The sequence below is a fragment of the Paraflavitalea devenefica genome (genome assembly GCF_011759375.1).
In the GTDB taxonomy this organism is placed as follows: Bacteria; Bacteroidota; Bacteroidia; order Chitinophagales; family Chitinophagaceae; genus Paraflavitalea; species Paraflavitalea devenefica.
The window spans coordinates 48,911-62,657 of record NZ_JAARML010000004.1 but is presented as its reverse complement, the minus strand read 5'-3'; the positions used below and the strand labels follow the sequence as shown (position 1 = coordinate 62,657).

The following is a 13,747-nucleotide window of genomic DNA, read 5'->3' as shown; positions in this document are numbered from 1 at the left end:
ACTAAACAATGCCAGCCAGGATCGAAATACTATTCAATAAATTCATTGCAGGTACCTGCACGCAGCAGGAATACCAGGAACTCATGGACCTCCTGCAGGAAAACCAGCACGAGGAAACCGTGCGCCACATGTTGGCGCAGGTATACCAGTCTACGGCGCGCTCCTTAAAGTCAGTTACCTATGTAGACAACCAGGGCCTGTTGCAAACAGGTACCAACGAAGAGGTCGCCGCAGAACCAGGCATCATACGTCCCATGCGTCACCGGTACCGCAGGTTGGCGATAGCTGCCGCAGCGATGCTGGTATTGTCGGCCGGGGGCTGGTGGTTCTTCCGTAACCAGCAAGCGCTGCCTTCAGTAGCCCAGGTGCCGGCCAATGCGGTACACAAGATCACCCAGCGGGGAGAGATGAAATACCTGCTCTTGCCCGATAGTACACAGGTATGGCTCAATGTGGCCAGCACGCTCGATTTCCCGGAATCGTTCAGCGGGGAGAAGCGGGAAGTATACCTCTCCGGCGAAGCCTTCTTTGACGTAAAACATGCGGAAGATCATCCTTTCCTCATTCATACCGGCAACGTCATCACCAAAGTATTGGGCACTGCTTTCAACATCAAAGCCTATCCCGGTCAGCCGGATGTGGTGGTGTCGGTCAAGCGGGGCAAAGTGGAAGTAAGCAAAAATGATAAAGTAATGGCCACCCTCACGGTAGGGCAGGAAGTGAAAGTACCTACGGCGGTGCAGGAGGCTGTTGTTGGAAATACGAAGGAAAGCATGGTAGCTGCCTGGACCACCGGGCGACTGAGCTATACCAGCCGGCCCGTGCAGGATATCCTGGACGACCTGGAGCGGAATTACAATGTCAGCATTGAATTGGCCGATAGCACGCTGGGAGCCGAGATCTTCACCACTTCCTTCCGCCGGGATATCGGCGTGGAAGAAGCGCTGGACATCATCTGCAAGGCCACCGATACAAAACTGTCCAAAGAGAACGGGATTTACATCATTAACAAGAAGTAATAAAACGATTGCTATATGAATCCATGTAATGCGCCTTAGCGCCTGTCATCTCTTGTAATAAAAAAACCGTCAGCGGATGCCGCCGCCAACGGTTGCTGTTTCATTAAACTCATTGTGGAATTAAATAAAACGATGTAAATCTATGCATTTAATAGCTAAATGCACAGGTAGTGGTGCCGTTTTTAGCATACCCGCAGCAACGGACCATCTACTTGTCATTAAACGGTTGCTTATGAGGATCTTTCTATTATCCATTCCCCTGGTAGCAGGCCTGGTGCTCATGGCCGGCAGCGGCAGTGGTCAAAGCATGGACCAGGTAAAGGTGGATGTACAATTCAGAGGGGTAGGGATCAAACAGGTGCTTCGTCAACTGGAGACCAAAACCGACTTCCATTTCACCTACCGCGATGCCGATCTCGACAATACCCTCCAGGTAAACTATGAAGCCCGGCAGGTAACGGTAGCGCAGGTGCTCAAAACCATCTTTCAAAACCAGTCGCTCACCTTTTACCAGCAGGATGTAAACATCATCATCAGGAAGCAGGAAGTGGAGTCTGTAATTGCAGCAGCTACACCGAAAAACCTGCCGCCGCGCTCGGCCGTGGTGCGGGGAAAAGTGCTGAGCGAAAAAGGCGACCCGCTCGATGGAGTGTCCGTTACCGAGAAAGGCACTTCCAATGGTACCATGACCAACCGCCTGGGCGAGTTTACCCTCCTGGTAGCGAATGATTCGGTTACCCTGCAACTCAGCTTTATCGGTTACCAGAGTACAGAAATACCAGTGAATAAAAAAGCACAGGTAACAGTCACCATGCAATCGCTCGCCAATGACCTCACCGATGTGGTGGTGGTAGCTTACGGCCAGCGGCAACGTAAAATAGAAACGCTCGGCGCGCAGTCCAACCTTGATGTAAAAGACCTGAAGCAACCGGTGGCCAATATCAGTACCGTGCTGGCGGGCCGTATTGCCGGACTGGTAGGCGTACAACGCTCTGGAGAGCCGGGTCGCGATGGCGCCGAACTCTTCATACGTGGGGTGGCCACTTCGGGCAACAATGCGCCACTCGTGTTGGTAGATGGGGTAGAGCGTCAGTTCAGTAACCTCGACCCCAACGATATTGAAAGCTTCACCATCTTAAAAGATGCTTCTTCCACCTCCGTATATGGAGTGCGGGGCGCCAATGGCGTTATACTCATCACCACCAAAAGAGGCAAGGCCGGCCGCACAGAGATCGGCCTCGACCTCTACCAGGGCTTTACCAAATTCACCCGCCTGCCCGAAACAGCCGATGGCGTTACCTACATGCAGTTGGCCAATGAAGCACTGATGACCAGGGGCAGCGATCCCAAATATGCAGAAGAACAGATCCGCAAAACCTATACGCAGGAAGATCCTTATCTCTATCCCAACGTAAACTGGTTCAAAGAAATATTCAACGACTTTGGTAAGAACCGCAAAGCCAACCTCACCATCCGGGGTGGCAATGAAAAATCCAACTTCTATGTATCGGCCGGTTACTACGATGAAACAGGTTTGTTCAAAGTAGACGGCCTGCAGCAATACAATTCTACCATTAAATTCACGCGCTTCAACTTCAGCTCCGCCCTTACGCTCAAAGCCACCAAAACCACGACGCTCGACCTCGGCATCAAGGGCTGGATCTCCAATGGCAACTACCCGGGCTCCAATACCAGCGACATCTTTTACATGGCCATCAAAACCTATCCCATCTTATATCCTACCATGTACCCCGACGGCAAGGAGCCATTCACTTCTACCGGCGGTGGCTTGAACAGCCCTTATGGCATGCTGGTCAACCGCGGGTATGCTACCACCTATGAGAACCAAACCATGTCCGATATACAGGTGAAGCAGGACCTGGGCTTTATCACCAAAGGTCTCTCGGCCCGCATACTCTATGCCTTTGATGCCATCAACTCCAATACGCTCAGCCGTACCAAAACACCCAGTACCTTCTATGCCCGCAGCCGGGATGCAAATGGTAACCTCGTATATGAGGTATCCGGCCAGGGACAGGATTACCTGTCTTTCTCCCGCAGCAATGGCGGCAGCCGCCAGTTCTACTTTGAAGGCGCCCTCAACTATGCCAATACCTTCGGACGTCACCGGGTAGGCGGCATGTTATTATACAACCAAAGCGACCGGGTAAGCGCTACCGCCGGCGACCTGCTCAATTCCATTCCTTTCCGCAGCATGGGCTCCGTAGGCCGCTTTACGTATTCGTATGACGATCGCTACCTGGCCGAAGCTACTTTCGGCTATAACGGCTCTGAAGCATTCAACCCCGACAAACGATATGGGTTCTTCCCCTCCTTTGCTGTGGGATGGGTGTTGTCCAACGAAAACTTCTATGGCAACCTGACCGAAGTATTCCAGCTCGTTAAACTGCGCGCTTCCTACGGCCTGGTCGGTAATGGTAATATTAACGTGAACAACCAGCGCTTTGGTTATGTAGGTACCGTCATAGGAACTACCGGCTATGCGTATGGTCAGGACAGAGGCAATTCCATCGGCGGGATTGATATCGACAAATACCCGGTGGATGTGACCTGGGAAACGGAGAAAGACCTCAACCTCGGCCTCGAATTAAAAACGCTCAACAATGCCCTGTCCCTGCAGGTAGACCTCTTCAACCGCAGAAGGGAAAACATATTCCGCCCCCGCGGCGTGGTGCCCGATTTCCTCGGCATCAGGAACCCGATCGTCGGTAACCTCGGTATCGTGAACAGCAAGGGCATTGACATGACTGCCGATTACAACAAACGCCTGGGCGATTTCAGCATCTTTGTACGCGGCACCTTCACCTTTAACCAAAATAAGGTGATCGAAGACGATAGTCCGTCCAAGCCTTATCCCTGGCTCGAAACAAGAGGACTGCCCGTATTCCACCGCATGGGCTATGTAGCCGAAGGATACTATACACAGGAAGAAATAGACGATCCCAAAGTGGCGCGCACAACAGGGGTAGTGCAGGCCGGCGATATCAAATTCAAAGACCTGGACGGGGATGGCGTGATCGGTCCCGATGACAAAATGAAGATCGGGCACGACCAGTTGCCGCAGATCATCTATGGCTTTGGCTCTACCATCGCCTGGAAACAATGGTCGCTCGGCGCTTTCTTCCAGGGCACCGGTATGGTGGATTTTTATTTCAACAGCGACTTCATGCCTTTCCGGAACGGATTGACTTCCGGCGGCTTGTATTCCAATATCCACGACCGTTGGACGCCGGAGAATCCCAACCAGAATGCCTTCTATCCCCGCCTGTCTTATGGCACCGATATCAACCAGAACTATGCCACCAGCAGCCATTGGGTAATGGATGGCCGGTTCTTACGGTTAAAGACGCTGGATCTGGGTTATACTTTGAAAAAGGGATCGCTCAGCCGGCTGGGCGTGCAGAACATGCGCGTGTACTTCATCGGGTACAACCTCTTTACCATCAGTCCCTTTAAAATGTGGGACCCTGAGCTGGGCGGTGGTTCCGGCTCCCGCTATCCCAACATCAAAACATTTAGTGTAGGCGTCAATGTCACTTTCTAACTGTTAAAAAGATTCTTATGCGAATGAAAATATTTAGCTATACTATATTGCTGCTGCTCATCATTGGCGGAGTAAGCTCCTGTAAAAAGTTCCTGGACCAGGTGCCCGATGATAAGCAGACCATTGATGATGTATTCGAGAAAAAAGCGTCTACCGAGCAATACCTCGCCGGCGTATACGCCTATATCCGCTGGGAAAATGATCCCTGGAAAGGACTGTCCGATGAGCTGGACATTACCTATACCGACGACGATACCTATTCCATGAACCTCGGAAGCTGGGACAGGAACCGCGGCAGCTTTAACTTCTGGAAACACTATTACCAGGGCATCCGCAGGGCTTCCTACTTTATGCAGCGGGTACACGAATGCCCCGAGATCAGCGACGAACTCAAAACGCAGTACAAAGCAGAAGCTAAAGCGCTACGCGCCTATTTCTATTCGCGGATACTGGCGCAGTATGGTCCGTTCATTATCCTGTCCGATGCGCCCGTTCCGCCCGATGCACCGATCAAAGACTTCAACTTTGCACGCAGTCCCTACGATGCCTGCGTCGATTTCATAGAAAAGGAAATAGACGATGCCATTCCCAACCTGCCCCTTACCCAGGGAAGCTCCCAGGAATATGGCCGCATCAAAAAAGGCATGGCCCTTGCCATGAAAGCCAGGATGCTGCTCTATGCCGCCAGTCCGCTCTTCAATGGCAATACTGATTATGCCGGTTTTAAAAATCCCGATGGCACGCAGCTCATCAGTCAGGCCTATGATGTGAACAAATGGAAAAGAGCAGCCGATGCAGCCAAAGCGGTCATTGATATGCCCGATTACACCCTCTACAAAGAATTGGATGGCACGGGGAAGATCAAGCCTTATGAATCACTCAAGAACGTATTCCTGAAAGACTGGAATCCGGAGATCATCATGGCCAAAGTAGATGGCGATGCACTCTATAACATCGACAAATATGGCACACCCTATAGCATCGGCGGCTGGTCCTCGCATGGTCCTACCCAGCAGGCAGTGGATGCTTACTTCATGGCCAATGGAAGGCCTATTGAGGATCCATTATCCGGTTATACCGAAACCGGCTTCACCAATACCGCCACCAGCTACTATGCAGCCGGCGCTTCCAACATGTACGTAGGCCGTGAGCCCCGCTTCTATGTGGCCATCACCTTCAACCTGAGTAAGTGGATCAACAACTACATCAACAGCACCGGTGGCACCGGCTCAGGACCCATCACCGTGCAAATGTATAAAGGCGGTAACAGTGGCCAGTATACCGGGCGCAACTGGAGCCGTACCGGTTACATCGTCAGGAAGCTCATCAACCCCAATTCCTATTGCCTCACCGGCGATCAGATCAAGATCGCTGCCCGCACGGTGGTCATCTTCCGCCTGGCCGAGATCTACCTCAACTATGCAGAAGCCTTGAATGAATACAGCCCCGGTCATCCGGATATCAAAACCTACATTAACGGTATCCGCGAAAGGGCCGGCATTCCGCTCTATGGCGCCGATGCCGGACAAATACCCGAACCGGCTGGTCAGGACGAATGGCGCACCGCTATCCACAAGGAGAGAAGGGTAGAGCTGGCCTTCGAACAATTCCGGTACTTCGATACCCGCCGCTGGAAGATCGCCACGCAAACAGATGGTGGCCCTTTCTATGGCATGGATGTCAATGCCACCAATACCACCGACTTCACTAAACGGATGGTCTTTGAAACACGCATCTTCCAACCCAAAATGTACCTCTGGAACATCATACAGGATGAGCTCAACAAGGACCAGAATTTAGTAGGCAACCCGGGTTGGTAGGGAAGAAAGGCTAGTGGTGAATGGAGCCACTCGCCACTTACCACTTGCCTCAAGCTAAACATTCATAAAAATGATTAACATGCTTAAAAGAATATTATATATAGTTCTCGTTTTCTCCACCCTGGCTTCGGGTTGCTCCAAAGACTACTGGACCACCGAAGTAAACACCACCATCACCACCATTACGATGGCCGCGCCGGCCAGCCATACTTCGCTCATGCTGGACCCGCTCAGCAATGCCATCGTCACGTTTGAATGGACGTCTGCTAAAACAGGCAACCAAACCCCCGTTTATTACAAAGTCTTATTCGATAAAGAAGACGGCAATTTCTCCACACCGGTCTTTGCATTTACGCCCGATGCGCTCGGCGCCAAAAGCACCTTGCGCTTATCCCACCGCGACCTGAACCGGGTGGCCAACAAAGCAGGCATCAAACCCCTGGAGAAAGGAAAAGTGAAATGGACCGTCGTAGCATCCAATGGAGTGGCCAGCGATACGGCCAAAGACGCGAAAGTGCTGGAACTGCAGCGGCCCATCGGCTTTGCAGAGAACCCGGCAGAGCTCTTCCTCACCGGCAGCGCTACCGAAGGCGGTACCGATCTCTCCAAAGCTATCCGCTTGAAAAAACTATCCGAAGGCGTATTTGAATTGTACACTTCCCTCGATGCAGGGTCCTATAGCCTGGTCAATAAAACCACCGGCGCTACCATGAGCTTTGTGCTCGATGGTACGCTCATCAAAGAAGGGGAGGGAGCCAATAGCCCGGCTGCTGCCAAAACAACGTACCGCCTCAACCTCAACTTCAATACCGCCACGGCCCAGCTCACCGAAATACAGGAAGTAGGCTTGTGGTTTGCGGCACACAACAAGATCACCAATGTACTGACCTATGATGGCGGCGGTATTTGGAAGGCGGCCGACATACCCATCGTATTCAAACAGGAAAGCTGGGGTAAGGATGAGCGCTATAAATTCAGGGTGGTGGAAAAGGACATGACTGGTAATACCACCAACGTATTCCAGGCCAGCGCTACCAAAGACAACAGCAAACCCAACAGCTCCACGGCCGCCAGCTACTTCTACTTCAAATCCAACGACGCTACCCAGTGGGACTATACCTGGAAGTTTGAAAAAGAAGCAGCGAAGGCAGATATCCTCGTGAAATTTACGGGTGATAATTATACACATCAGATAATTTATAAATAGGCAAGTGGTAAGTAGCTAGTGGCGAGTGGGCATCTGCTTCGATGCACCTGCTTAATCAGCGAGCTGCGTACTAAGGCCCACTCGCCATTCACCACTAGCTTTTAAAAAAACAATATGCATTTACCATATAAACTTCTATTAGCAGGCATTGTATTAACAACGGCTTGTGAAAAAAAAGACCGCTATCCCGATAAACCCAACACCCCGCCAGAAATAAAGCCAGTGGTGTTCGACTACGCAAAATCTGCCGATAGTGCCCAGCAATCCCTCAACACCCAGTTCTGGTCGGTCAATGAAAAATATTACAACCAGAACAATGATGGCCATACCGGCTTCAACTACTGGTGGAATGCCCATGCGCTGGATGTATTGGTAGATGGGTACAACCGTACCAAAGAGGCCACTTATACGGCTAAGATGGATGCGCTCCTCGAAGGCATGTACAAAAAGAATGGCAACAAGTGGACCAACAACTTCTATGACGATATGGAATGGATGGCGCTGGCCTGCTTACGGGCCTATGCCGCTACCAATGATAGTAAATACAAAACGCTCGCCGAATCCCTGTGGACCACCATCAAAGGTGGCTGGACCACCGTCAATGGCGGCGGCATCATGTGGGAGAAAAATTCACCGGCTTCCAAAAATGCCTGCTCCAATGGCCCTGCCATCATACTGGCAGTGCGGCTCTACAAACTGAACAATAACCAGGACGACCTCAACTGGGCCAAAAAGATCTATACCTGGCAAAGGGCCAACCTCGTAGAAGCGGCCCGCGGCGTTGTATGGGATGGTTATGGCAACTTCAATGAAGGCATGGTGCTCACCTACAACCAGGGCACCTGGCTGGGTGGGGCGCTGGAACTCTATACCATTACCGGCGAGGAGCAACTACGCAAAGATGCCATCCGCACTGCCAACTATGTCATGAACGACCAGGTGAAATTCTCGCCCAATGGTGTATTGAAAGGAGAGAATACCGGTGATGGCGGATTGTTCAAAGGTATCTTCATCCGTTACTTCACGCAGCTCATCCTGCTGGGTAACCTCGATGACTACACCAAATCGCAATACCTGCAATACCTGAAAACCAACGGCGAAAGCCTGCTGGGCAAGGCCACCCGTTTACCAGAATTCATCTTTCACCCCAACTGGAGCGCCCAACCCACCACCGCCAAACTGGACTGCTCCGTCCAGCTCAGCGGCCTCATGCTCCTCGAAGCCATCGATGAACTGAAAAGGCTGGGCGTGTGGAAGTAGGGAAAACAGAATATAGAATACAGGATACAGAATCCAGAATTCTATTCCCCGCAGCGTCTCCTGAAAGGGACGCTGCGGCAAAAGAAAATACCCAATGAAACAATTATTATTTTTATTGATATTCCCCGCAGTGTCTCTCGCCGACCTTGTCCCGCATCAGCGGGAAGCTTCAGCGGAGGCGACGGACACTGCGGCAAAGGACGCCGCTCTGCGAGACTTGCAGTCTCGCAACTCTATTCCTGGGCCTTTGGCCCAAACTCCACCAGTCGCCCCGCAACAGCAAGAAGACGCTGCGTCCAAGCGCCGCACCGCCTATCTCCAATACTGCGCCGCCAACGACCACACCGGCGGACGCGATGGCGTATTCAGCCAGATCGCCCGGCTGGAGCTGGGACTGCCGGTCAACGAATCCATCATCCGCGAAGGCATTGCCTTTGTGTATACCGGGAAAGACTGCAATGATTTCACCATTGGCGGGCTCGCCCGGTTACTATACCTGCACCGGCGTCAGCCGCAGCTTTCTCCGGCGCTGGTAAAAGACATCGAAAAATGCCTGCTCGATTTCAAATACTGGTGGGATGATCCGCGGCAAGACATTCAATACCGTTGTTACCATACCGAGAACCACCAGGGACTCTACCACAGCAATGAACTGCTGGCCGGACAATTACTGGCCACCCAGCTTTTCACCAATGGCATGGATGGCAGGCAACATACGGCACATGCTAAAGAACGATTGGACCGCTGGCTTAATTTCCGCAGCCGCTTTGGTTTCAGTGAATGGCTGTCCAATGCCTATTATGATGTAGACATCATGATCCTGGCCAACCTATACGACTTTGCCGAAGACGCCGCCATTCGCGCCCGCGCCGGTTTATTGCTCGATGTGTTGATGTATGATATGAGCCTCAACAACTACCAGGGCACATTTGGTTCCACGCATGGCCGCGCGTATTCCATCCCCATCCGCCATGGCACGCAGGAATCCACGGCTTCCGCTATGAAGTTGCTCTTTGGCGTAGGTGTTTTCCATTCACCGGTATCGCTCGGCGCCGTGTCACTCGCTACCAGTGCCTACCGTTGTCCGGAGCTCATTCAGTCCATCGCTACGGATTACACCCAAACCATCCGCACGCGGCAACGCCAAAGCATCAACGTGGAAGAAGCCGCCGGCTACGGACTCAAATACGACGATGAACTGGATACACACCTCTTCTGGGGCATGCAGGAATTTATCCATCCACTGGTCATTAACATGTCTAAACAGTTGTCGGAGAAATACAATACCTGGCCCTATAAAAACTACCAGCACTACCTACAGCAATATGAGAAGCAGGTGCAGCAATATGGCAAGGTCATCAACCCCCGGCTCGACCGCTTTGCCTTGTCCGAAGCCAATATTGAAACCCTGCGCACGCCCGATTATATGTTGAGTTGTACACAGGATTACCGGCCGGGCAGTGCGGGTTACCAGCAGCACATCTGGCAGGCCACCATGGGGGCAGAAGCCATCGTCTTTACCAACCATCCCGGCTCGCGCGATCCCGAAGGCATAGCGCCCAACTGTTGGGCCGGCAATGCCACCCTGCCCAGGGCCGCGCAATACAACAATGTACTCATCAGTATCTATCATATTGCTCCCAATGCGGCCCTGCCTTTCTCGCATGCTTACTTCCCGAAGCACGCCTTTGATGAAGTAGTGGAAAAAGGCCATTGGGTCTTTGCCCGGAAGAACAACGGCTACCTCGCTTTATATTCCCAGCATCCGGTGCAATGGGAGCACAACAAAGAAGGGCAACCCGTTGAGTTAAGAACTACATCGCCTGATAATGCCTGGATCTGTGAAATGGGAGCACAAAGCCAGTGGAAAAGTTTTACAGCCTTCATCAATGCCATCAGTGCCGCTACCGTACAAGGCGATTCATTGGCCGTCAGCTATGCCTCTCCTTCGCTGGGCGCTGTGCAATTTGGCTGGTCGGCTCCCTTTACCGTCAAAGGAGCGCACATCCCGCTGGATAAATATCCCCGCTTTGAAAACCAATATTCCCGTGTTCCCTTTACAGCGCCTCAGCTCACCATCAGCCGCAACAAGGAGGAACTGGTCCTTGATTTTACCAGCGGCAAAAGAATTGTCCGTACACCCATAACGGTACACACGGAGTTGACCGTCTCACAGGAGCGGGGCGGATTAAAGAGCTGGCCCAAAGGTGCTGCGCCCCAGGAAGTAGGTAAGCGGATCACCGATCGGTATCTTGTTACGCCGCATACCAACTTCGGCATGCCGGGGCCGCCGGGTGCTATCACCTATTCGGAAGTTTGTACCTGGTATGGCGCGCTGCGCGTGGCGGGCCTTACAAAGGACAAGGCATTAACAGCAAAGCTGGAAGACCGCTTCCTGCCCTTGTTGTATGAAAAGAACAGGTTGCAGCCGAAACCCGATCATGTAGATCATACCGTATTTGGTACCTTGCCATTGGAACTATACCGGCAAACGGGCAATACCATCTACGGGAGTATGGGCAAATGGTTTGCCGATGAGCAATGGAACATGCCGGCCAACGAGAAGCCTGAATACCGTGCCCTACTGGATAAAGGGTATACCTGGCAAACGCGGTTGTGGATTGATGATATGTACATGATCACGGCCATACAGGCGCAGGCCTTCCGTATTACCGGCGACCGGAAATACATTGACCGGGCCGCGCAGGAAATGGCACTGTACCTCGATAGCATCCAGCAATCCAATGGGCTCTTCTTTCATGCGAAGGATGTACCTTTCTTTTGGGGACGGGGTAATGGCTGGATGGCCGCCGGTATGACGGAGCTCTTGCGTTCACTGCCTAAAGACAATCCGCATTACCCGCGCATCCTGCAGGCTTACCGTACCATGATGACTACGCTCAAACAGTACCAGCGGGCAGATGGGATGTGGGGTCAGTTGGTAGATGATCCCGGTTCCTGGGCCGAGAGTTCCTGTACAGGCATGTTTACCTATGCCCTCATTACGGGAGTAAAAAAGGGCTGGCTCGATAAAAAGGAATACGAGCCCGTAGCCCGCAAGGGATGGCTGGCGCTGGTATCCTGCATCGATGAGCAGGGCGATGTACGGGAAGTATGCGAGGGCACCAACAAAAAGAACGACCGCCAATACTACCTTGACCGCCGCCGCATCACCGGCGACATGCACGGCCAGGCCCCGGTATTGTGGTGCGTCTATGCGCTGTTGGAGAAGTGAGTGGTCCTACCCGCCCTGGTTCGTGTCCTCACGAACCAGTAATAGGAAAAGAAGAATCCTTATCTTAGCAGCTAAAACGGTATAGATAAACCATTCCGTTAAAAAATTAGTAAGCTATACAACCCTTGCATTATGAAAAGAAGAACATTCTTACAGCAAACAAGCCTCGCCAGCGCCGGCTTATTCATCTTCCCCGCAGTGTCTCTCGCCGGAGCTTCAGCGGAGGCGACGGACGCTGCGGCATTGGATCAATTCCCCACTGTCCGCGTCCCTGCCGGCAAACGCAACTTCTCCAGTGCGGCGGTGGAAAAAGCCATCACCGAATTCAAAGCCAAAGTAAAGCAGCCCGAACTGGCCTGGTTATTTGAGAACTGTTTCCCCAATACTCTCGATACCACCGTCTTCCATACCACCAAAGACGGCCGTCCCGATACCTACGTCATCACCGGCGATATTGATGCCATGTGGCTGCGCGACAGCAGCGCGCAGGTATGGCCCTACCTGCAGTTCATGAAAGAAGATAAGCCGTTGCAGTTGCTGGTGGCGGGTGTTATCAATCACCAAACGGCCTGCATCCTCAAAGATCCCTATGCCAATGCGTTTTACAATGATCCCGAAAAAAGAGGGGAGTGGACCAAAGACCATACCGATATGAAACCCGGTGTGCATGAGCGCAAGTGGGAAATTGATTCCTTATGTTATCCCATCCGTCTGGCCTATCACTACTGGAAGCTCACCGGCGATACGGCGCCGTTCGACAGCCAGTGGCAGCAGGCCATCAAGGCGGTCTATGATACCTTCCGCGATCAGCAACGGAAAACGGGCAATGGCAAATACAAATTCCAGCGTACCACGCCTTTTGCTACCGATACCCTGCCCATGAATGGTTATGGTTATCCCGTGAAGCCGGTAGGGCTCATCTGTTCTGCCTTCCGTCCCAGCGATGATGCAACGGTCTATTCCTTTCTCATTCCGTCCAATTTCTTTGCGGTCACCAGCCTGCGGCAGGCGGCGGAGATGATCACGGCTATTGCGAAGGATACCAAAACAGCCGGGGAGTTAAGAGCGCTGGCCGCGGAAGTAGAGAAGGCTTTACTGCAACATGCTATTGTAGAGCACAAGACCTTTGGTAAAGTATATGCCTATGAGGTCAATGGTTTTGGCAGCTACAACCTCATGGACGATGCCAATGTGCCCAGCCTGTTGGCCCTGCCTTACCTGGGGGCGGTGAAAAATACGGATCCGATCTATCGCAATACGCGCCGGTTGGTATTGAGTGCGGAGAATCCTTTCTTCTTCAAGGGAACAGCGGGAGAGGGGATAGGTGGTCCGCACGTGGGACAGGACATGATCTGGCCCATGGCCATCACTATGCGTGGGCTGACGAGCAATGATGCCGCAGAGATCAAGGCTTGTATCAGCTTATTGCAAAAGACGCATGGCGATACGGGTTTCATGCATGAGGCCTACCACAAAGACGATCCCAAAAACTTTACCCGCAAATGGTTCGCCTGGGCAAACACCCTCTTCGGTGAATTCCTCTGGAAAACCTACAAAGAAAAACCGGCATTATTGGTATAGCCGGTCCGAAGGACTCCTTCGGAGGAAGGCGGTAAGACGCAAAGGTTTTTCTTCCTGCCT

Annotated in this window: 7 protein-coding genes; all 7 read left to right on the top strand. The window is 52.3% G+C overall.

Going from position 1 to position 13,747, the window contains the following annotated elements:
* Positions 1-8: 8 nt before the first annotated feature.
* The 7 genes from HB364_RS22095 to HB364_RS22065 all read left to right on the top strand — a co-directional run bounded on the left by HB364_RS22095 (position 9) and on the right by HB364_RS22065 (position 13,687).
* On the top strand, positions 9-1,019 hold the full coding sequence (locus HB364_RS22095; protein ID WP_167290513.1) for a FecR family protein: 1,011 nt from the start codon (positions 9-11) through the stop codon (positions 1,017-1,019).
* A gap of 232 nt (positions 1,020-1,251) precedes the next feature.
* Positions 1,252-4,584, top strand: a complete 3,333-nt coding sequence (locus HB364_RS22090; protein WP_167290512.1) for a SusC/RagA family TonB-linked outer membrane protein — start codon at positions 1,252-1,254, stop codon at positions 4,582-4,584.
* Positions 4,585-4,601: 17 nt separating this feature from the next.
* Positions 4,602-6,404, top strand: a complete 1,803-nt coding sequence (locus HB364_RS22085) for a RagB/SusD family nutrient uptake outer membrane protein (RefSeq protein ID WP_167290511.1) — start codon at positions 4,602-4,604, stop codon at positions 6,402-6,404.
* A 79-nt stretch (positions 6,405-6,483) separates the two neighbouring features.
* Positions 6,484-7,611, top strand: coding sequence for a SusE domain-containing protein (locus HB364_RS22080; RefSeq protein WP_167290510.1), 1,128 nt, complete (start codon positions 6,484-6,486; stop codon positions 7,609-7,611).
* A 114-nt stretch (positions 7,612-7,725) separates the two neighbouring features.
* On the top strand, positions 7,726-8,871 hold the full coding sequence (locus HB364_RS22075) for a glycoside hydrolase family 76 protein (RefSeq protein WP_167290509.1): 1,146 nt from the start codon (positions 7,726-7,728) through the stop codon (positions 8,869-8,871).
* A 247-nt stretch (positions 8,872-9,118) separates the two neighbouring features.
* Positions 9,119-12,106 (top strand): glycoside hydrolase family 88/105 protein, encoded by a 2,988-nt coding sequence (locus tag HB364_RS33225; RefSeq protein ID WP_246228584.1) that lies wholly within the window; start codon positions 9,119-9,121, stop codon positions 12,104-12,106.
* 132 nt (positions 12,107-12,238) lie between these two features.
* Positions 12,239-13,687 (top strand): glycoside hydrolase family 125 protein, encoded by a 1,449-nt coding sequence (locus HB364_RS22065; RefSeq protein ID WP_167290508.1) that lies wholly within the window; start codon positions 12,239-12,241, stop codon positions 13,685-13,687.
* Positions 13,688-13,747: the final 60 nt, after the last annotated feature.